Raw genomic sequence first — 21193 nt, 5'->3', positions numbered from 1 at the left:
GGAGCAATACATGAGATACTATCGCGACGAGCGCATCAAGGAGTCATTGGGCTGGATGAGTCCAATGCAGTACAGGAAATCGCTTGGCTTGGCGGCCTAGCGTCTCCAGAGTTTGGGGCGCATCCCCCAGGCACAAAATGAGACTCTCGTCATCGGCTCGGCTGGCAACCTGCCAAAACCGCGAAAAGTCTCACTTTGTGCCTGTCCCCAATTGAGACGTTAGGGACGGGAGACGCTGGCGTTTTGGACCAAGCGTGGCGGGAGCACCCGCTCCTCGAACGGACCCGGAGTGCCGTCCTTGGCCTCGACTCGGGCGAGCAACAGCTCGAGCGCATGATCGGCCAGCTCCTCGACGTCCTGCTCGATAGCGGTGAGCGCGGGCTCGAACAGCGCATCGGCGGCGGAGTTGTCGTAACTCACAAGCGAGTAGTCGCGCGGCACGCGCTTGCCGTGCGCGTGCAGGCACTTGAGCACGCCGAGGGCGATGTTGTCGGAGCTCGCAAAAATCGCCGTGGCATCGGAGGCCACAATACGCTCAGCGGCACGGCAGCCGTCGGCGATGTAATAATCGCTCTCGAACACCAGGTCCTCGCCAAAGGGCGCGCCGGCCTCGGCAAACGCGCGCCGGCAGCCGGCCAGGCGATCGCGGCCGGTGTGCGATGCAGTGTTCACCACGCACGCGATACGGCGATGTCCCTCGTCGAGCAGGTGCTTGGTTGCCAGGTATCCGCCGAGCTCGCTGTCGAATCGAACCTTGTCGCCAGGCGCGTTCTCAATCGAGCGGTCGACCATCACCACGGGCACGATGCCCGCCTCGAGCTGCTCCATGAGCAGGGGATCGGGCGAGACCTCCTCCGCGGCGACGAGGAAGATGCCGTCGACACCGCGGTTGATCAGCAGACGAACCAGGTCGGCGTCGTTCTCGGTCTTGCCATCGGAGTTCATGATGAACAGGGCGTATCCGCGCTCGCGGCAGCGCACCTCGAGGTTGCGGGCAAACGAGGAGAAGAAGCGACTCATGATGTTCGGCACGATGAGACCGAGGGTCCTCGACTGCTGCATGACGAGGCTGCGCGCGATCTGATTGGGCACATAGCGCTTCCGCGCGGCGACTTCCTTGATGCGCCGACGATTCTCATCCGAGATGCGGCAGGGACGGTCGTTGAGAACGAGCGACACCGCCGACGGTGACAGACCGACTTCCTGCGCAATTTCCTTGAGCGTGACCTTTGTCGCCATGCTACACCCCCATAAACGAACGAAGGACGTACGTTCCCATACGTCCAACGGTTCATTTTCCTCTTTTGCGGGTGATGGTCAACGCCTTTACCACTGAGCGGCGCCCCACACACGACGGGCGGTCGGCTCGTCTTGGGCCCTCACAAAGCAATCATTCGAAGTAGTGCATCTTGTTCGTCGGAAACGCGATGGTCACCGCGAAGTACTCCCCCGGCGCCGATTGCGCGCGCACCGCGAGCCCCATCTTGTCGCAGAGGCGCTTGACCAGGTACAGGCCTATGCCCGTGGCGCGCTTGCCCGAACGCCCGTTCTCGCCGGTGAAGCCGCGGTCGAACACGCGCGCCAGATCGGCCTGCTCGACGCCGCAGCCGTTATCGCGCACCTCCAACTCGATGCGTTCGCTCGACAGCCCCTCATCGCACAGGCGACTTGAGAACACCAGCTCGGCACCCTCGCCCGCAGCGTATTTCGCGCTGTTCTGGATGAGCTGCCCCAAGATGAAGTTCATCCATTTCTCATCCGTGAACACCGTCTGCTCCAGATCGATGCGATACGGAGCCACGTGCGCCCCCATCAACACGCGCGCATTGGCGCGCACCGCATCACCCACGAGTTTTTGCAAGCTATAGGGGCGGATCAGGTAGTCGCGGTCGAGCGACTCGGACCGGGCGAAGAACAGCGCCTGCTCGATGAAGCCCTCGACGCGGTCGAGCTCCTCGCCGAGCGCCTCGGTCTTCTCGAGCAGCACCTCGCCCGTCTCGTCGGCGGGCAGGCTCTCCATGAGGTTCTCGAGCATGAGGTGCGCAGCGGCCAGGGGCGACTTTGCCTCGTGGACCCAGGTCTCGACGTATTCGCGATAATCCTGAGCCTGACGGCGATACTCCGAGACGTCGTCGTTGGCGGCCTTCGACACGGCACTCAGGGCCTCGTAGGCAAGCCTGCCCTCCGGGTAGTCGGGCTCGTCCACCATCTCGAAGATCCACAGCGGATGCTCGAGGTCGTCGGTGCAGGCGGCAAGATCCCCATAGAACGGGCGCTTGCGACGATAGTCGATGGCGATCGAGAGAAGCCCCGCCCCCACGACCACGCCCGCCACGAGCAGGGAGAGGCCCACACTCGCACCCGAGACCAGCAAAACGAACGCGCTGAGAGCCGCGGCCGCGACCGACAGGGCGAGCGTGGGCCAATGCGACCCCATGAATTTCGCGAAGCTCATAGCCTGCGCTCCCCTACACCGAATACCCGCGTCCGCGGTGCGTGGTGAGATAACCCGTGATGCCGATCTTCTCGAGCGTCGCGCGCAGGCGGTTGATGTTCACCGTGAGGGTGTTATCGTCCACGAACGCATCGGAGTCCCATAGGTCGCGCATGATGGCCTCGCGACTCACGATCGCGCCCGCGTGGCCGATGAGCAGGGAGAGGATGCGCATCTCGTTTTTGGTGAGTTCGATGCTTCGACCGGTGTCGACGGCGGTGGCCGTGGATCGAGACAAATCGAGCGACACCCCGTTATGCACGAGCTCGTGAGAGGTCTCGCCAGAGCCCTGCACACGGCGAAGCAGCGCCTGCACGCGCGCGACGAGCACGCGGGCGCTGTAAGGCTTGGGAATGAAATCGTCCGCGCCCATGGTCATGCTCATGACCTCGTCGACCTCGGTCACACGCGAGGTGAGAACGATGACGGGGATATCGGACTGCTGGCGCAACTCGCGGCAGATGAGCTGGCCGTCCGTACCGGGCAGGGTGAGGTCGAGCAGCACGAGGTCGGGTCGGGCGGCGAGGATATCGTCGACCACGCGATCGAACGTGAGGCAGTAGGACACCTCGAAGCCCTGGCGCTCGAGCACCTCGATGACCTCGTTGCGAATGGGTGCGTCGTCCTCGACCACGAATATGCGCGCCATTCCCCTGTCGCCTTCCTCTTCATCCCCTGGCGGCCGTTGTGAAACGCCCGCCCTACGTTGCTTTGGTCCATTATGACGCGACCCGCCGCATGCGAAGGCGGCGGGTCGGCGAGGTTTCAGCAATGTAAGCCTCATGAGCGCGAGCCGTGATCGAGAGGCGCCGTGGCAACAGCGGCAGTGCGACCGGCGCATCGGGAAACGCGGAGACGGGACCGCAGTGCAAGCCGAGCTACTTGAAGAGCTTTGCCAGACCATCTGCGAAGGCGTGGGCCGTCGCCAGGGCCTCGGCGGAAACGGGCACGGAAGCCGCTTGCTCGTCTCCGACCACCACACCGTGCTCGTCGGAGATGAGGAAGACGACGCTCCCCTCTTCGACAACGGCGAGGGCGTCCGCAAGACGGGCGTCGTCCCCCAAGGCGCGCACGGCCTCGCGGCCCTGCGTGGCGGCAAGCTGCTCCACAAGGGTCGCGGCACCGCAGAGATGCTCATCGGACGCGGCGAAAACCAGCATGCGCCCCTCGGGCGTCACCGCGGCCAGCAGCTCGGGGGCGACGCCGGTCTTGGCCTGCTCGCGGCGGGCCTCCTCCGCACGGGCAATCAGGGCATCGCGGGACCGGTCGGTGAGCGGCTCATAGGGGCCCACACTCATGAGAGCGTCGCCGTTGACGTCGATCACCGTCATGAGCACGCCATTCGGATCTTGATAGTCGCCGGCGGCGAGAGACCATTCGACGTGCTGCTTGGCCCATGAGAGCATGTTGGTGGTGAGCGGAGCACCGTTCACCACGCGCTGGGAAAGCGCGCGGATGTGCCTGTTCAGCATGGGTACGCCGCGGCGGGCCATGCGCCAGCGACACACGAGCGCCGGCTCAGCGAGCTCGAACCTCCCGCCGCCGCGCTCCTGCTCGGCGCAAAACTGCTCGTACGTGGCGCACTCCTCAGCTGAATTGAAAAACGGCTCAAGCTCGCTCAACGCTGCTCCTCTCCTGCCATGTGTAATGAGGGACGGGCGAATTACACATCGAGCCGCACGTGGCGGCCCGATGCGTTCTAATGCGCCGGGATGTGTAATTCGCACCCGTCCCTCATTACACATCCCGGCGCTCGACAAACGCTGTTTTGTCGCCTTAGTGGCGGAAGTGGCGCGTGCCGGTGAAGACCATTGCGATGCCGTGCTCGTTGCAGGCGTCGATGGACTCCTCGTCGCGCACGGAACCGCCGGGCTGGATGATGGCGGTCACGCCATGGGCGGCCAGGGTGTCCACGTTGTCGCGGAACGGGAAGAACGCGTCGGAAGCGCAGGCGTAACCGCCGGCCTCCTGGCCAAGACGCTCGCAGACCTCATCGGCGCGCTGGCAGGCCAGCAGCGCGGAATCGACGCGGTTGGGCTGACCGGGGCCCATGCCGATGCCCATCTCGTTCTTGGCGATAAGGATGGCGTTGGACTTGACGGTCTTGCAGACCTTCCAGGCGAACATGAGGTCGCGCATCTCGGCGTCCGTGGGCTTGCGCTCCGTGGGGAACGTGAAGGTCGCGGGGTCCTCCTCGACCGTGTCGACGCGCTGGACGAGCATGCCGCCGTCGACGGTGCGCATCTCGAGCTTGGCGTGGCCCGCGGCACCGCCGGTGGCCAGAACGCGCAGGTTGGCGCGCTTGGAGAGGCGCTCGAGGGCCTCGGGCGTGAAGCTCGGGGCGATGAGAACCTCGACGAAGAGTTTGTCACGGTCGGCGAAGTGCTCGACGAGCGACAGCGGGACCTCACGATTGACGGCGACGATGCCGCCGAAGGCGCTCTTGGGATCGCAGGCGAAGGCGCGGTCGTAGGCCTCGGTCACGTCGGCGGCGACGGCGGAACCGCAGGGGTTCTGGTGCTTGAGAATCACCACGCCGGGCTCGTCGAGCTCACGCACGGCGTTCCAGGCGGCCTCGGCGTCGAGGAAGTTGTTGTAGGACAGCGGCTTGCCCTGGAGCTGCTCGGCGCCCACGAGCGGGGCCTCCGAGGAGAAGAGCGGGGCGTTGGCGGCGTCGAAACGGTAGACCGCGGCGGCCTGATGCGGGTTCTCGCCGTAGCGCAGGTCCTGGGCCTTCTCGAGATTGACGGACATCGCGGCGGGGGCGGCGAACTCGCCATCGGCGGTGAGGACCGCGTCGGCGCAACCGGACTCGGCCTGGGCGGCGAGCCAGGTGGAAATGGCGCCGTCATAGGCAGCCGTGGTGGTGTAGACCTTCACCTGGAGACGGCGGCGCGTCTCGAGCGTGGTGGCGCCGTCGTTGGCACGCATCTCGGCGAGGACCGCCTCGTAATCGGCCGGGTCGGAAACCACGGTCACGGCGTCGGCGTTCTTGGCGGCGGAGCGCAGCATGGACGGGCCGCCGATATCGATGTGCTCGATGGCATCCGCGAAGGTGACGTCGGGGTTGGCAACGGTCTTCTCGAACTCATAGAGATTCACGACCACCATGTCGATCATACCGATGCCATGCTCGGCAGCCTCGGCCATGTGCTGCTCGGAATCGCGACGGGCCAGCAGGCCGCCGTGGACCTTGGGGTGCAGCGTCTTGACGCGGCCGTCCATCATCTCGGGGAACCCGGTGTACTCCTCGATGGGCGTCACGGGAACGCCACCGTCGACCAGAGCCTTTGCCGTACCGCCGGTCGAGATGACCTCGACGCCGAACTCCTCCTTGAGCGCACGGGCGAACTCGACCACGCCGGTCTTGTCCGTCACCGAGATCAACGCGCGGGAAACCTTCCCCTGGGAAGCCATGGACCCTCCTTCGCACAGGTGGGGCCGCCTCATCCGGCAACCCCCCGTTACATACGCCTCTACTGTACCGCAGGAGGCGGGGCGCGCGCGGCTCGCCAGGGGCCCTTTTGGATTACTTGCCGAGAAAACATGGCCTTTGCGCGGAGAATCTGAGAGTGCGGGGCGACTTCACGCGTACGACACACACAACCCGCGGGCAGGTGGTACAAACAGTGGTGATATGACAGGAGGTTCCATGGTCTCGCGCGTCACGTACCGACCCTTCGAGGAAGAAGACTTCGAAGAGCTCGCCGCCATCTTGCAACAGACTTGGCACAACGAGGGCCCCTCGCCCGAATACGGCTTTCTCGAGGCGTGCAACGACCTCTCCTATTCGCTTTCCATTTCCACGTTCTCCCAGGTTGCGCTTGTCGATGACAAGCCGTGCGGCATCGTGCTCGCCTGCCCTGACCCTTCGCGCCCGCGCTCGAATAAGCGCTGGTTCACCATCTCCAAGGACTACTTCCGCCGCATGCGCGAGCTCGAGCCCGAGGCAGCGGCCGCGTACTGGCATGGCGTTCAGCTGACCGAGTCCAAGAACGACTCCCTGCTCGCCAAGAGCGGCTACGCCGGTTCGACCGAGATCACCCTCCTCGTCGTGAGCAGCTCCGCACGCGGTATGGGCATTGGCAGCGTGTTGGTGGACGCCGCAACGACCCACCTCACCGAACTTGGTGCCAACCGCGCCTTCCTCTACACCGACACCGACTGCACCTGGCAGTTCTACGAGCACCACGGCTTCAAGCGCGCAGGCACCTACCGCAGCACGCGCGATGAGCGCCGGCTGCTCCCCAAGGAGATGTACGTCTACGGGCTCGACCTGAGCGCGTAGGCAGGTGGAACCGGGCGACGCGGGTGTCCGCGCCCGTTGCGCCCACGGCTTCGGCGCATCCCGAAAACTTCGGAGCGCCCTAAACATCTTCGGTGCACCTTTTAAAACTCGGAGCACCTGGTAACCATTTTCGCGCATGAATTTGGTCACCAGGTGCTCCGAAGTTTTATATGTGCACCGAAGTTCTCAGGGTGCGCCGAACATGCTCGGAGCGCCCCGCATCGACCGGGCCGAACGGGCGGCTAGAACGTACCGCCGCCGCCTCCGCCGACACCGCCGCCTCCGCCACCGGAGAAGCCTCCGCCAAATCCACCGGCGGAGCTATTGGAACTCGAGGCGAGCTCCGCAACCGTGGCCTGATATACATCGTGCATCTCGCTCATCGGCGAATGCAAGCTGCCATGCGAGTAATACCACCAGTAGCTCGGGTAGTAGTACATTCCGTTCTCGTCCACCCGACGGTCGACCGGCACGGCGTCCGCCAGCTGGCGCAGAACCTCGTCGCTCACACCAAAGGCGACGGCCAGGACGAGCATCTTGTTCCACAGGATGAGATCACCGGGAACCGCGTCGTCCAGATTGGTGAAGTCCTCGAGCCAACGCTCGAGCGCCTGGCAGCGATTGAGCAGCTCAACGGCCTCGGGCGAATGGACGTTCGTGCGCTCGGCAATGACCGCCGCGGCGATGGCAAGAGCGCCGCCAAGGATGATGAGCGGTAAATTGACGCCATCGGTGAAGATTGCAAAGGCTATGCACCCGAACACGATGAGGGCGGCGAGGGCCGCCGGGGCATACCTGAAGGTATCGGGTGCGAGGTTGGTGAGATTACGGCGCTCGAGTTCCGCCAGAACCTGGTCCTTGAAGGACTGCATGTACTCGCCCACGCTCTCCTGGTTTTGGAAAGCGCCGAACCGCACCTCGTCGCCGTTCTTGGCATCGGGCCCAAAGTACAAATCGATCGCCGCCAAATCAATCGAATCGGTGATGCGTTCGCGCGCCGCAAGCTCGATCGAGTACTCCTCGACCTTCTTCTCGCCCAAGCCGAGGAACCTGTCCTCGGTGCGCGTCTCGTGCTTGATCTTGATCACGCGGTCGTCCGTGAGCTTCATCAAAGTCGCCACGAACGCGCAATCCTGCACCGTGCCGCTGTACACCAGGGCCGAGAGGACCGCCGGGTGATCGTTCGACGGCAAGTCGCGGAAGTACGTCTCGTCAAAAACGGGCTTGGGGCTCGCATACCTGGTTTTACGCAGGTAGACAACGACACCGAGCATGATTGCGGGTGCGACGGTCAATACGGCGGTACCCGCGAAGGCCACCTGCCGTGCGCCCTCGCGCTGGGCGTTGGCCTCCTCCGCCCATGCCGCCTCCTCGGACAGCACGCTCTCGAGACGAGGCTCGCCGGAAGGAGCGAGGCCGGGCACCCAGTCGATGGGAAACGTCGCGCGGACCTCGGCGAACTGACCGGCGCGCACCACGGGAGCCTCGAGCGTCACATGTGGATTGCCCGGCTCGGCGGTATCGAGGGAAACCTCGCCGTCGAGCGGACCGTGGCCCCAGGCGCGCAGCTTCGCGTCGCTGGAGCTCGAGGTTGCCGGCGTGCCCGCGGCAGCACCGGCGAACGTCACGTCCAAGCGAACGTCTTCGGCGTCCTCCTCCCATTCGGACCCGATGAACTGCCAGTAGAGCTCGGCGGTATCCGGCCACGCCATGACGGCGCCCTCGATCATGTAGCTGACCCAAATGGTCGCCTCGTCGCCGTCCTCGCGCGGGATGAAAACCTTGAGGCGCAGAGAATCACCCAGGTTCTCGACCGTATAGACATGACCATCGCCGGAGTTCGCCGAGGAAACCTCCTGCATGGGCTGCGAAGCGCGACGGGCATCGGCCTCGTCCTCGGGGGCGTCGTCGAGCTCGCGCACGTCGAGCACCGAAACCGCGGACGCGCTCCCCTGCTCGTTGTCGGCGAAGGGAATGTCCCAGTACACGCCGTTGGCCGTGTCCTCGAAGGCAAAGGTGCGGGCCTCGGTCACGAACAGGTCACCATTCTCCATGACCTGCGCCTGAATGTGCACGCTCGGCAAGGCATACGTGTCGGCGTGGGCGGCATGGGGAAATGCAAGCGTCGCAGCAAAGGCGACAAGGATGGTCAGCGCGGGCAGCAGAAGCGCACGCAGCGCGGCGCGAACGAGCGGGCGAGGGCGTGAAAGGAAGGTGGGCATGCAAGCCGCCTTTCTCCGAGTCGAACATGCGCACATTGTACCCGCACGTATGCACCGCGGGTCCAAGTGTTTCGCAAACGGCAATTCGGCAAACGAGCCCGTGCGCAGACTTATAAGCGAGCCTCATGGGCTCGCTTCTTAATTTCGACTGGCGGAGAGCTGGGGATTCGCCGGGCGGCTGGCGCCGCCCTCCTCCCGCTGCGCGCCTGCGGCGCTTGCGGGCTTCGCTGGAAAACGGCTCCGCCGTTTCCTCAGCTCCGCACCCCTAATGGGGTTCGAATCCACGGAGCGGCAACAAAAAAGCGAGCCTCATGGGCTCGCTTCTTAATTTCGACTGGCGGAGAGCTGGGGATTCGAACCCCAGAAGGGCTTTGCGGCCCTTACTCGCTTAGCAGGCGAGCACCTTCGGCCTCTCGGTCAGCTCTCCGGAACAGCCAGACGATAATAACGCACTTCCGCGGGCTTGACCAGGGCGTGGAAGCAACAATTCAAAACTAGCCCAAGAAACCGGGCACCACCACGAAGTTATCGCGGTGCGCTCGCACTTGGTTCCATTTGAATCCCTCGACCAAGTGTGCCGCGGAACACGGTGCAGCGTCGGGCTTTAGGCCCAGCGCATGCGCGAGGCGCCCCAAAAGCTCCTCGGGCGTGCCGAAGCGGCGACGCAGCTCCCTCATATCGAGATCGCGATCGCGCTTGGACAGACGCCGCCCGTCCGGCGCCACCAGCAGCGGAACGTGCGCATACTCGGGATGCCCATAGCCGAGCATATCCTGCAGATATAGCTGACGCGCCGTCGACCCCAATAGATCGCAGCCTCGCACAACCTCCGTGACACCCATGGCGGCATCGTCCACGACGACGGCGAGTTGGTAGGCAAAGACGCCGTCGCTGCGCCGCACGAGAAAGTCTCCGCATTCACGTGCAAGGTCCTCGACATGCACGCCATACGTGCGGTCGGTGAACCTCACCGTACGCGACGGCGAGGCTACAGGCATGCGAGGTGCCATGGCGAGCGCGTCCGAGCCATCCGCCGCAGGCACCCTCAGGCGCATCGCGGGCGGCCGGACAGCCGAACGCTCCGCCACCTGCTCAGGCGTTAGATTCCTACACGTCCCCGCATACACGGGCGTGCCGTCACTGGCATGAGGGGCACTCGCGGCATGGAGCTCGGCCCGCGTGCAAAAACAGGGGTATACCAGCCCAAGCGAATCGAGCCGCCGCAACGCATCTTCATAGAGGTCAAGCCGCTCGGTCTGGTAATACGGACCCTCATCCCAATCGAGCCCCAACCAGCGCAGATCGTCCATGAGCAACTCGGCCCACGGACCGCTGCGGGCACGGTCGTCCAGATCCTCGATGCGCAGCACGAGCTTGCCACCCTGGCTGCGAACCGAAAGCCATGCCAAAAGCGAAGCCGCGACGTTCCCTAAATGCATGCGACCCGTCGGCGACGGGGCGAAGCGTCCAACGACCGGCCGCGCATCGGCCACCCGCGCACCTTGCGAAAACACCCCGCGAACACCCTCGAGGTTTTCTGCCGATCCCATCATGCGGTCGCTACGCCCACGGGTCGCGCTCGAACAGGGGTTCAGGATCAGGGCGACGATCGGAATACGGGTCGTAACCGTCGTCGTCCTCATTCTCCGCGCGGATGCACGGATCGTCGTACTCCGAAACGCCAGTTTCCTCGCCCGTCCTCTGCGGCTCGGCCATGAGCCCTCCCCTCGCAAAGGCCGACCCTCCGTGCGAACGCACGTGGGCCGGCACCCTTTCAGTTCTCTGTATCAGCAGGATATACGATAGCGGCTGCAGCCGCTTCTATACCCGCGGTCGCACATCAAGCCAGCCAAAAACGGGCGCCGGCTGCAGCACGCAACCGGCGCCTGTCGTCAATGCGGCATTTCTTACACGACGACGAACGAGCCATCCTCGTCGACGTCGATCTTCACCTCGTCGCCCTCGCGCACGCGGCCGTCGATGATGGCACACGCGATCGCGTCGACCACCTCGCGCTGAATGAGGCGCTTGAGCGGACGGGCACCGAACACCGGGTCCAAGCCGCCCTCGGCGAGCAGCTGCTTGGCGCGCGGCTCGATCGTAAGCGTCATGCGCTCCTTGGCCAGACGGCGACGCACGTCGGCGAGCTGGATGTCGACGATCTTCTCGATCTGGGCCATGCCGAGCGGGTGGAACACCACGATGTCGTCGATGCGGTTCAGGAACTCGGGCCTGAAGGTGTGGCTCATGGCCTCATCCACCAGACGGCGCATCTCGGCCTCGTCACGGCCTGCGTACTCGGCGATCGCATTCGAACCAACATTGCTCGTCATGATGATGATCGTGTTCTTGAAGCTCACCTGGCGCCCCTGGCCGTCGGTGAGGCGGCCGTCATCGAGCACCTGCAAAAGCACGTTGAACACGTCCGGGTGCGCCTTCTCCATCTCATCCAGCAGGATGACGGAGTAGGGCCTGCGGCGAACCGCCTCGGTGAGCTGACCGCCCTCGTCGTACCCCACGTATCCGGGAGGTGCACCGATGAGGCGCTGGACGCTGAACTTCTCCATGTACTCGGACATGTCGATGCGCACAAGCGCACGCTCGTCGTCGAACAGGCACTCGGCAAGCGCCTTGGCCAGCTCGGTCTTGCCCACGCCGGTGGGGCCGAGGAAGAAGAAGCTGCCGATGGGGCGATCGGGGTCGGACAGGCCTGCGCGGCTGCGGCGTACGGCGGCGGCCACTGCGCGCACGGCCTCGTCCTGACCGATGACGCGCTCGTGCAGCTGGTCCTCGAGGTGCGACAGCTTCTCCAGTTCGCCCTGCATCATCTTGGCAACGGGCACGCCGGTCCACGAGCTCACAACCTCGGCGATCTCGTCGGAGGTGACCTCCTCCTTGAGGGAGTTCTCCCCCTCCTTTTGCTCAGCAAGCTGCTCCTCGCCCTCACGCACCTGGGCCTCCAGGCCCGGAATCACGCTGAAGCGCAACTCGGAGGCGCGGGCAAGGTCGCCATCGCGTGTCGCGCGGGCCTCCTCGCCACGGGCCTCGTCCAGCTGGGCCTTGAGCTCCTGAACACGGTCGATGGCGTTCTTTTGGTTGAGCCAGCCGGCCTTAGCGACGTTGAGCTTCTCTTGGACCTCGGCGATATCCTGACGCAGCGCCTCCAAGCGCTCGGCGGAAGCCGCGTCGGTCTCCTTCATTAGAGCCTGCTCCTCGATTTGCATCTGCGTGAGCTGGCGCGTGATGGCGTCGATCTCGACCGGCATGGAGTCCAGCTCCATCCGCAGGCGGCTCGCCGCCTCGTCCACCAGGTCGATGGCCTTATCGGGCAGGAAGCGGTCGGCGATGTAGCGGCTCGAGAGGTCCGCGGCAGCCACGAGCGCACCATCGGTGATGCGCACGCCGTGGAAGATCTCGTACTTCTCCTTGAGACCGCGCAGAATCGACACCGTGTCCTCCACGCTCGGCTCGCCCACGAACACCTGCTGGAAGCGGCGGGCGAGGGCGGCGTCCTTCTCGATGTACTTGCGGTACTCGTCGAGCGTGGTGGCGCCGATCGCGTGCAGGTCACCGCGGGCGAGGGCGGGCTTTAAGATATTGCCCGCGTCCATGGAGCCTTCCGTGGCGCCGGCGCCCACGATGGTGTGGAGCTCGTCGATGAACAGGATCACGCGACCCTCGGACTTTTCGACCTCCTTGAGCACGGCCTTCAGGCGGTCCTCGAACTCACCGCGGAACTTGGCGCCCGCCACCAGCGCGCTCATGTCGAGCTCGATGAGGTCGCGGTCGCGCAACGTGCTGGGAACGTCGCCCGCGACGATGCGCTGGGCGATGCCCTCGACGATGGCGGTCTTGCCCACGCCGGGCTCACCGATGAGCACCGGGTTGTTCTTGGTGCGGCGGGAGAGGACCTGGATGGTGCGGCGGATCTCCTCGGTGCGGCCGATCACCGGGTCGAGCTTGCCGGCGCGCGCCAGGTCGCAGATGTTGCGACCGTACTGCTCAAGGGCCTCGAACTCGGTCTTGGAGTCCGCCGAGGTCACGCGATCGTCACCGCGGAGTTCCGTGTACACCTCCTCGATGCGCTCGCGCGTCACGCCGGCGTCGGCCAGGATGCGGCCGGCCTCGCCCTTGTCCTCGGCAAGCGACATGAGCAGGTGCTCGGTCACCACGAAGTTGTCGCCCATCTTGGCGGCCTTCTTCTCCGCGCGCTCGAGCACGCGCGTGAGGTCGCTGCCAAGTTGCTGCTGGGCGCCCTCGACCTTGGGCGCGCGGGAGATGGCCTGCTGGGTGGCGTTCGCAAGCTGGGCGGGGTCGGCGCCGATGCGCTCGATGATCACGGAAATGTTGCGCTCCCCGCTGGTGAGCAGCGCCGCAAGCAGATGAATCGGCTCCACGGCGCCGGCCTGCGCGTCGGCCGCAATGCCGATGGCGTTTTGCAGGGCCTCCCGCGAAGTCATGGCAAGCTTGTCGATTCTCATGGAATCACCCTCTCTCGCAACCCTTTTGGCCATCACCTCAATTGAGGGACTGTCCCTCAATTGAGGTGGCCGAGTCGAACCAGGCCACGGGGTTGCATCCGGCCGCCCTACGGGGCGGCGCACTGTGTTATCGAGAGGTATTGTTGCCGAGGCGCGCTTGATTTATACCAGAATCTAAGTCTCCATACATAAGATTTTCTTAGTGTATGAATGAGGGGTCAGTCATGGTCGACGCACGCCGGACCCGCGGGATGAGCAGCAAGATCCCGCAAGGCCGGCGCCGCGCCGACGCCCAACCTCACACGAGCATCTGGCGGATCGCGGCGCGCCGTTGCACGCAGCGCCCAGCGTTACACCCCCCGGCCAAAGCCATCCTTTATTCCGAAGTCAGCCGATTCAAAATGTAGTCGTAATTCTCGCGCCGGTGTGGCACGGTGCAGGCGCTGCAGTCCTTGATGCGCGCACCATCGGCACCGTCTATATAGGTGTAGTTCCCACCGCAATCCTCGCCCAGGCGATACAGCGGGCAAAAGCAGAACAGGCAGTTCAGATCATCGGCCGGCATATCGTGACACGGGTAGAACTCGCAGGCGCTGTGATTGAAAAAGCGATAATTCTCGCTTAAGGGCACATCGCTCATGTCGCCGTTCTCCTTCTCGTCCGCATCCCTTTCGCTCCGCGCCGGAAACCTCAATTGAGGGACTGTCCCTAAATTGAGGTTTTACAGGTCGCCACCGCCGAGCAAGCCGCGCAGGACCTTCTCGGGATCGGCGGAGCCGTCGCGCGGGGCGAGCGCGGTAATACGCTTTTGCATCTTGAGCTCATGGAGCTCATCCTCAAGCTGCCGAACGCGAGAGCGCAGCTTTTCGGCCTCGAGTTCACGAGCCTCGGCGCGCTCCTTCATGTCCAGGATGCGCACCACGCCAGCGAGGTTGATGCCCTCGTCGGTAAGCTGGTTGATGAGTTCGAGGCGTTCGATGTCAGCTTGGGAGTACAGGCGCGTATTGCCGCCCGAGCGCTTGGGATTCACCAGGCCCTTGGACTCGTACACGCGCAGCGTCTGGGGATGCATGCCCGTGAGCTCCGCGGCAACGGAGATCATATACAGCGGTTTGTTACGGCTCTCTTCGGTCATGCTTCCCCCATCCGATCGAATCATCGAATCCTATTGTACGCGTCGCGCGCCGGGGTGCAGCGACCCGGCGCGCGACGCTGTGTAAAATGCATCCGTCCCCAAATTACACATGTGGACTGGAGCGGGTGGTGCAATTTGCACCCGTCCCCAATTACACAGTGGGGCGATAGGTGCGCTCATCGGCGTCGCGGAGCTTCTCCAGGGCCGCGCGCTCCTTTTCCGTCAGGCTCATGGGCACCTTCACGCTCACCGTGGCGAGCAGGGCGCCGGTATGGCCCGAGCGCTTCACATCGGGCATGCCCATGTCCTTGAAGCGGAAACTCTTGCCCGACTGGGTCCCCGCGGGGACCTTGAGGCGCAGCGTCTTGCCCGAGGGCGTGGGCACGTCGACCGTGCAACCCAGGGCGGCCTCGTACATGGAAACCGGCACATCGATCGCAACGTCGGCGGACTTGCCGCGACGCTTGAACACCGGGTGGTCGGCGACGTGGAACTCGATGAGCATGCTGCCGCGCGGACCACCGTTCACGCCGTACTCGCCATGATTCTTGTACCGCAGCTTCATACCATCGTAGCAACCGGCGGGAATCGTCACCTCGATTGTGTCGCTCTCCCCCGTGGAGGGAATGCGATGCGTCACGCTGCGCTTGGCGCCGTGCAGGGCCTCGTCGAACGTCACATCGATCACAGCGCGCAGATCGTTGCCCTTGCGCGCACGGGCGCGGCCGCCCCCGAACATGTCGCCGAAATCGAATGACGTGGGATCGGCGCCATATGCGCCGCTCACGCCCTCGCCACGGAACATGCTGCCAAAGATGTCGGCCATCGACGGACCGCCGGCGCCGCCGGCATACGTATAGCCGCCCTGACCGGGAATGCCGCCGAACTGCAGCATCATGTCGTACTCTTTGCGCTTGTCCGGATTGGACAGCGTCTCATACGCCTCGGAGATCTCCTTGAACTTCGCCTCGTCGCCACCGCGATCGGGATGGTACTTCTGAGCCAGCTTACGAAACGCCGACTTGATCTCCTTGTCGGAGGCGTTCTTGCTTACGCCCAGCACATCGTAAAAGCTCTTAGATGAAGGCATGTGAACCCTCCCTTCTCAAGGAGGGCCCCGGGCGTCTCATCCCAGGGCCCTGCCTGAATCGTGCATATGTGCAACCGCGAACCGCTACTCGGTCTCGGCCTCAGCGTCCTCGTCGTCCTCGACGATCACCGGGCGGGTCTCGCCGCCGTAGGTCACGGTGACCATGGCGGGACGCAGCACCTTGCCACCCATGCGGTAGCCCTTCTGGTACACATCGTTGACGGTCTCGTCATACTGAGACGCGTCCTCCACGCGACCAACGGCCTGGTGGATGTTGCAGTCGAAGGCCTCCCCCTTGGGGTCGATCGCCTCGACGCCCTCACCGTCAAACACGCTGAGCAGCTTGGAGCGAACCGCGTCCACGCCGTCGACGAACTGCTTGAAGTCATCGGCAAGCTCCTGGGTGCGGGCGTGATCGAGCGCGCGCTCCATATCGTCCACCACGGGCAACAGGGCCTCGATGAGCTTCTCGGTGGCGCGGGCGCGCTCGTCAAGGCGCTCCTGGGCGGTGCGGCGACGGTAATTCTCCCAATCGGCCTGCAGGCGGGCGTGACGGTTCACGGCATCGGTAGCCTTTGCCTCGGCAGCCTCACGGGCGTCCTCGGCGGCGGCAAGCTGCTCGCGGGCCTCGGCCAGATCCGCTGCGGCCTTCTCGTACTTCAACTTGAAATCGTTGTCCGCAGCCTCCTCACCGGCGCGGATGGCGGCCTCGACCATCTCCTCCTCGGTCATCTCCTCGGTTTCGTCGGCCATGACGGCTGCCTCCTTCTCAATGGTTGTATCGGCGGAATCAGGTGCCTGCGCGGATGCCTCGACGGCGTCCTCCACGGGTATCTTCACGTCCGTCTCCTTATCATGCAAAGGGCGGCCGGCTCGCCAGCTGGCAGGCCGGCCGCCCGAACTCTCATGCGGCGCTCACGCGCGGGGCGCGCGGCGGATGCGTCTCAAGGAGCTTACTCCTCGTCGTCGACGACCTCGTACTCGGCGTCAACCACGTCGTCGGCGGCAGCAGCGCCGTCGGCACCGGGCGCGGCGGCCTGAGCGTCGGCGTACACCATCTGGGCAAGCTCGTACGCCACAGATTGCAGGGCCTCGCCGGCAGACTTGATGGCCTCGATGTCGGAGCCCTCGAGCGCCTTCTTGGCGTCGGCGATGGCGGACTCGGCCTTGGACTTGAGATCGCCGGAAACCTTGTCGCCCAGCTCGGCGAGGGTCTGCTCGGTGGAGTAGCACAGGGAGTCGGTCTGGTTGCGGGCCTCGACTTCCTCCTTCTGCTTCTTGTCCTCCTCGGCGTGGGACTCGGCGTCCTTCACCATGCGGTCGACTTCCTCGTCGGAAAGCGCGGTGGAGCCGGAGATGGTGATGGACTGCTCCTTGCCGGTGCCCTTGTCCTTGGCGGAGACCTTCACGATGCCGTTGGCGTCGATGTCGAAGGTGACCTCGATCTGCGGCACGCCGCGACGGGCGGCCGGGATACCGGAGAGCTGGAACTTGCCGAGGGACTTGTTATCGCGAGCCAGCTCGCGCTCGCCCTGGAGGACGTTGATCTCGACGGAGGTCTGGTTATCAGCGGCCGTGGAGTAGATCTCGGTCTTGGAGGTCGGGATCGTGGTGTTGCGGTCGATCATCTTGGTCATGATGCCGCCCATGGTCTCGACGCCGAGCGACAGCGGGGTCACGTCGAGCAGCAGGATGCCCTCGACGTCGCCGGTGAGCACGCCGCCCTGGACGGCAGCGCCGTTGCAGACGACCTCGTCGGGGTTCACGGACATGTTGGGCTGCTTGCCGGTCATGTTCTTGACGAGCTCCTGCACGGCGGGCATACGGGTGGAGCCGCCGACCAGGATGACCTCGTCAACCTCGGACAGGGAGACGCCGGCGTCGTTCAGGGCCTTGGTGACCGGGGCCTTGCAGCGCTCGAGCAGATCGCGGGTGATCTTCTCGAACTCGGCGCGGGACAGCGTGTAGTTGAGGTGCAGCGGGCCGGACTGGTTCATGGTGATGAAGGGCAGGTTGATGACGGCCTGCTGGGCACTCGAGAGCTCCTTCTTGGCGTTCTCGGCGGCCTCCTTCAGACGCTGCAGGGCCATGGGGTCCTGACGCAGGTCAACGCCGTTCTCAGACTGGAACTTGTCGGCCATCCAGTCGATGACGCGCTGATCCCAGTCGTCACCGCCGAGGTGGTTGTCGCCGTTGGTGGCAAGAACCTCGAAGACACCGTCGGCCAGGTCGAGCAGGGACACGTCGAAGGTACCGCCGCCGAGGTCGAAGACGAGGACCTTCTGCTCCTTGTCCTGCTTGTCCAGGCCGTAGGCCAGGGCAGAGGCGGTGGGCTCGTTGACGATGCGCTTCACGTCGAGGCCGGCGATACGGCCGGCGTCCTTGGTGGCCTGACGCTGGGCGTCGTTGAAGTAGGCCGGGACGGTGATGACGGCCTCAGAGATGGTCTCGCCGAGGTACTTCTCGGCGTCGGCCTTCATCTTGGCGAGCGTCATGGCCGAGATCTGCTCGGGGGTGAACTCCTCGCCGTCGATCACGACGACGCAACGACCGTTGCTGCCCTCCTTGACCTCGTAAGGCACGGTCTTGAGCTCGTCCTGCACCTCGGAGAACTTGCGGCCCATGAAACGCTTGATGGAGAACACGGTGTTCTTGGGGTTGGTGACGGCCTGGTTCTTGGCGGCCTTACCCACGATGCGGTCGCCGTCGGCGCGGAAGCCCACGACGGACGGGGTGGTGCGGTCGCCCTCGGCGTTCACGATGGTGGTGGGGGTGCCGCCCTCGAGAACCGCCATGGCGGAGTTGGTGGTGCCCAGGTCGACACCGAGAATCTTGCTCATGATTACTTCCCTTCGTTGGGTTGCGTGACGCGCATGTGCGGATGCCCACGGCGCTTCGGCGTTTGTTCATGGCATAGTGTATCCCCTTATGACGCGCCTTATACAAAATCTAAGTCAATTCATATAAGATTTCCTATCCTCCACATTGATAAGGGCACTCCGCACCAGGCTGCGGTGCAAATGAAGGGTTCCCATTCTAAGTTTGCAAGGGCTAACTCGGCGAACGGCAGTGGAAAGCCGCTGCAAGGCCTTGCGCTCGCGGCGACGCGTGGTATGTTTTTGAGCGAAAAAGACCCGTTGCCTCTTCGCCTGTGGCACCGGGCGCTACAGAGGAGGTTTACCATGGCTCATCCGATCATCGATGCCGACGAGTGCATCGCCTGCGGCGTCTGCGTCGACGCTTGCCCGGCCGGCGTTCTCGAGCTGAACGACGTCGCCACCGTTGCCGACGAGGATTCCTGCGTTGCCTGCGGCGCTTGCCAGGACGCTTGCCCCGCCGGTGCCATCACCGAGATCGCCGAGGACTAGCACTCAACCTGAGCGCGGCTCGCACATCTTGTGCGCAGCTTACACAAGCCTTGCTCATTGAGCGCAAAAAAGCTTGGCTCCCGTTTGGAGCCAAGCTTTTTTGTGCTCCGCAACCCTGCCGCCGGCACACATCATTCCGGCTTATAGGACAAAAGTAGGGTTATAGTTTTGATGTGCCGCTCACCGAATGCTTTTTCCATCTGCCGAATGAGTGCCATTGGAGACTTCAAGATGGCCGAATGTTTCAGGCATGGAGTGCCAGCGCTTGATGGGTGGAGATTATGAAGAAGCTGAAGTTTAAGACGATCGTCTCAGTATTTCTTTCTGCTGTCGTTTTTTGGTCTTTAGCTGTTCCGATGATGTCGTATGCTACGCCAGCTGATTTTAGTGGCAACCAAGGATTTCTTCTAGCTGAAGATATTGAAGAACTTGAGCAGAAGGTTGCTCCTGGTCCTGATTATGAGGAAGGGGACTTGATAGCCCTTAAGGTCATTGATGTCCCACTTGAGACTTTTGATACCGTCGGACAAACCCCTTCTTTGCGTGCCGACTGCACCGAAAACCAACGTGCCAGGTGGTTCTGCATAAGATTGCCACGAGTAATGGAAAATGCCAGATTGACTTCCGCTGCACACTCGCATCTATGATGACTTGCGTTCGTATCAAAGGCGTGAGTGGATCCTACACGTGCAAGGACACTTCTAATGGGGATAGCCATCGTCAATCTTTTAATGAGGAACAGATTGTTCCCAGCGGCGGGTTTACCGCATATGTGCATGGCGAACACGAGTTTAATGCGAGCCACCGCATTTGGGTCAGTTGGCAATTTACCGCTCAGGTATACAACTACGCATATGGTAACCCTGGCTATAGCGGAACAGAGTCTCTGTGATTAACCTATGCTTTGATGGTAGTGTGAGCTCCGTTCTGAGAGCTGCGCGAGCCGCTGCAATTCAGCAGGGAGAATGCTTCGGAGACGTGCTATGGTTTCCGGATAACCTAACAATTGGTCGTCTTTCCCCATTTACTGCAAAAAGCAGGCTTTCAGAGCTGTCTCGTATAGAGGGTGTCTTTAAGGCCGATCGTGAGAAATCTTGGAATGAGTTTCATGAACGGTTGTCAGCAGTCGATGGAGAGATTAGGGCATGGTCAACCAACGCCACCCATGAGAAGCTTGCTCTTTGCTACACCTGCTCAATTCTGCATACGCACAGCCTTAAGCTCTTGGTGCTTGAACGCAAGTATCCAGAAAACATGGATTGGGATAAGCCATTTCCAATAACTACCACTAGGATTCATCTAGTTGATTGCCGGAGCTGCGCGAACGAATGGAATGAAGTTGTTGCGACGGAACGGGACGTTTTCGACCGAAGGATTCGCATATGCGAAAACAATCGCATAAAGAGTGTGCCCGAAAATCATTTTGATTTGTTTGTTAGAGACTATCTTACGAAGTGCAAGCTGGACGACGGTGATGTCTACACTATGCTCCCCTTTCTAATGACCGATGAAATCGAGCGTGTGACAGGAAACCTTATTCTTCCAGAGTTTTTCTCCATAAGGCTATGCCGAATCTTCGGATACGACAGAAACCCTTGGTGTCCCACTGTTGGGGTTTGGTAGAAGCTCTTAAAGGAGACAGGCAAATGAATCACGTTATTCTTATCTCGGCTTGATGAGCGAGCTTTCTTGCTGAACGAACAATCACAGGAGTCGAGCTGAACGACGTCGCCACCGTTGCCGACGAGGATTCCTGCGTTGCCTGCGGCGCTTGCCAGGACGCCTGCCCCGCCGGTGCCATCACCGAGATCGTCGAGGACTAGTCCCTCGCGCATCCGAATATGGATCCAACGAGAACCGGGTCCGACCCAACAAAGGGTCGGACCCGGTTCTCGCGTATATATAAATGTTATCGACCGGGACCTCACGCGCGGGCGAGCACGGGATACGTCCCAATTTGCACCTGTCCCCAATTGAGACTTGGCGAGGGGGATGCGCCCCAAACTCTGGAGACGCTAGGCCGCCAAGCCAAGCGATTTCCTGTACTGCATTGGACTCATCCAGCCCAATGACTCCTTGATGCGCTCGTCGCGATAGTATCTCATGTATTGCTCC

General features: G+C 63.0%; 19 protein-coding genes and 1 tRNA gene. 5 read left to right on the top strand and 15 right to left on the bottom strand.

Features of this window, described 5'->3' with window-relative positions:
* Positions 1-219: 219 nt before the first annotated feature.
* From AOBCEHNH_RS01105 to purH, 5 genes are all read right to left on the bottom strand, one after another.
* On the bottom strand, positions 220-1239 hold the full coding sequence (locus tag AOBCEHNH_RS01105; RefSeq protein WP_152062843.1) for a LacI family DNA-binding transcriptional regulator: 1020 nt from the start codon (positions 1237-1239) through the stop codon (positions 220-222).
* A gap of 151 nt (positions 1240-1390) precedes the next feature.
* The gene (locus tag AOBCEHNH_RS01100; RefSeq protein WP_152062842.1) at positions 1391-2455 is read right to left on the bottom strand and encodes a sensor histidine kinase; all 1065 of its coding nucleotides are present in this window, start codon (positions 2453-2455) and stop codon (positions 1391-1393) included.
* A 13-nt stretch (positions 2456-2468) separates the two neighbouring features.
* Complete coding sequence (locus tag AOBCEHNH_RS01095; RefSeq protein ID WP_152062841.1) at positions 2469-3143, bottom strand: response regulator transcription factor; 675 nt, start codon at positions 3141-3143, stop codon at positions 2469-2471.
* Between the two features lie 229 nt (positions 3144-3372).
* The gene (locus AOBCEHNH_RS01090; protein WP_152062840.1) at positions 3373-4116 is read right to left on the bottom strand and encodes a hypothetical protein; all 744 of its coding nucleotides are present in this window, start codon (positions 4114-4116) and stop codon (positions 3373-3375) included.
* Positions 4117-4270: 154 nt separating this feature from the next.
* Positions 4271-5911 (bottom strand): bifunctional phosphoribosylaminoimidazolecarboxamide formyltransferase/IMP cyclohydrolase, encoded by a 1641-nt coding sequence (gene purH, locus AOBCEHNH_RS01085; protein ID WP_152062839.1) that lies wholly within the window; start codon positions 5909-5911, stop codon positions 4271-4273.
* 235 nt (positions 5912-6146) lie between these two features.
* On the opposite strand from purH, the gene AOBCEHNH_RS01080 reads away from it, so the two are divergent.
* On the top strand, positions 6147-6782 hold the full coding sequence (locus AOBCEHNH_RS01080) for a GNAT family N-acetyltransferase (RefSeq protein ID WP_006723775.1): 636 nt from the start codon (positions 6147-6149) through the stop codon (positions 6780-6782).
* Positions 6783-7024: 242 nt separating this feature from the next.
* Here AOBCEHNH_RS01080 and AOBCEHNH_RS01075 read toward each other — a convergent pair whose 3' ends face one another.
* The 10 genes from AOBCEHNH_RS01075 to dnaK all read right to left on the bottom strand — a co-directional run bounded on the left by AOBCEHNH_RS01075 (position 7025) and on the right by dnaK (position 18550).
* A complete protein-coding gene (locus AOBCEHNH_RS01075; RefSeq protein WP_152062838.1) occupies positions 7025-9004 on the bottom strand; it encodes a DUF2207 domain-containing protein in 1980 nt (659 codons plus the stop codon).
* Between the two features lie 335 nt (positions 9005-9339).
* Positions 9340-9431, bottom strand: a tRNA-Ser gene (locus tag AOBCEHNH_RS01070).
* A 67-nt stretch (positions 9432-9498) separates the two neighbouring features.
* Entirely contained in the window at positions 9499-10557 is a 1059-nt protein-coding gene (gluQRS, locus tag AOBCEHNH_RS01065) for a tRNA glutamyl-Q(34) synthetase GluQRS (protein ID WP_152062837.1), read from the bottom strand.
* Positions 10558-10564: 7 nt separating this feature from the next.
* Positions 10565-10720, bottom strand: coding sequence for a hypothetical protein (locus tag AOBCEHNH_RS01060; protein WP_006723778.1), 156 nt, complete (start codon positions 10718-10720; stop codon positions 10565-10567).
* Positions 10721-10911: 191 nt separating this feature from the next.
* Positions 10912-13485 carry an ATP-dependent chaperone ClpB gene (gene clpB / locus AOBCEHNH_RS01055; RefSeq protein WP_152062836.1) on the bottom strand — a complete coding sequence of 858 codons (2574 nt, stop codon included), beginning with the start codon at positions 13483-13485 and terminating at the stop codon, positions 10912-10914.
* 376 nt (positions 13486-13861) lie between these two features.
* Complete coding sequence (locus AOBCEHNH_RS01050) at positions 13862-14125, bottom strand: cysteine-rich small domain-containing protein (protein WP_152062835.1); 264 nt, start codon at positions 14123-14125, stop codon at positions 13862-13864.
* 81 nt (positions 14126-14206) lie between these two features.
* Entirely contained in the window at positions 14207-14620 is a 414-nt protein-coding gene (locus AOBCEHNH_RS01045; RefSeq protein ID WP_006723782.1) for a heat shock protein transcriptional repressor HspR, read from the bottom strand.
* A gap of 151 nt (positions 14621-14771) precedes the next feature.
* Positions 14772-15710 carry a DnaJ C-terminal domain-containing protein gene (locus tag AOBCEHNH_RS01040; RefSeq protein ID WP_152062834.1) on the bottom strand — a complete coding sequence of 313 codons (939 nt, stop codon included), beginning with the start codon at positions 15708-15710 and terminating at the stop codon, positions 14772-14774.
* Positions 15711-15794: 84 nt separating this feature from the next.
* Positions 15795-16550: a nucleotide exchange factor GrpE gene (locus AOBCEHNH_RS01035; RefSeq protein WP_039910700.1), complete on the bottom strand. Its 756-nt coding sequence runs from the start codon at positions 16548-16550 to the stop codon at positions 15795-15797.
* Between the two features lie 113 nt (positions 16551-16663).
* On the bottom strand, positions 16664-18550 hold the full coding sequence (gene dnaK / locus AOBCEHNH_RS01030) for a molecular chaperone DnaK (protein ID WP_152062833.1): 1887 nt from the start codon (positions 18548-18550) through the stop codon (positions 16664-16666).
* Positions 18551-18892: 342 nt separating this feature from the next.
* On the opposite strand from dnaK, the gene AOBCEHNH_RS01025 reads away from it, so the two are divergent.
* The 4 genes from AOBCEHNH_RS01025 (at position 18893) to AOBCEHNH_RS01010 (ending at position 20901) form a co-directional block, all read left to right on the top strand.
* Positions 18893-19078: a DUF362 domain-containing protein gene (locus AOBCEHNH_RS01025; protein WP_039910702.1), complete on the top strand. Its 186-nt coding sequence runs from the start codon at positions 18893-18895 to the stop codon at positions 19076-19078.
* A 281-nt stretch (positions 19079-19359) separates the two neighbouring features.
* The gene (locus tag AOBCEHNH_RS01020; RefSeq protein WP_152062832.1) at positions 19360-19725 is read left to right on the top strand and encodes a hypothetical protein; all 366 of its coding nucleotides are present in this window, start codon (positions 19360-19362) and stop codon (positions 19723-19725) included.
* A gap of 241 nt (positions 19726-19966) precedes the next feature.
* The gene (locus tag AOBCEHNH_RS08105; protein ID WP_152062831.1) at positions 19967-20701 is read left to right on the top strand and encodes a DUF1835 domain-containing protein; all 735 of its coding nucleotides are present in this window, start codon (positions 19967-19969) and stop codon (positions 20699-20701) included.
* A gap of 80 nt (positions 20702-20781) precedes the next feature.
* Positions 20782-20901, top strand: coding sequence for a 4Fe-4S binding protein (locus AOBCEHNH_RS01010; RefSeq protein WP_306437530.1), 120 nt, complete (start codon positions 20782-20784; stop codon positions 20899-20901).
* The last annotated feature ends 292 nt before the right edge of the window (positions 20902-21193 follow it).

The organism is Collinsella intestinalis (genome assembly GCF_902501455.1).
GTDB lineage: Bacteria > Actinomycetota > Coriobacteriia > Coriobacteriales > Coriobacteriaceae > Collinsella > Collinsella intestinalis.
The sequence above is the reverse complement of the archived record's forward strand: the minus strand, read 5'-3'. Positions and strand labels throughout refer to the sequence as shown.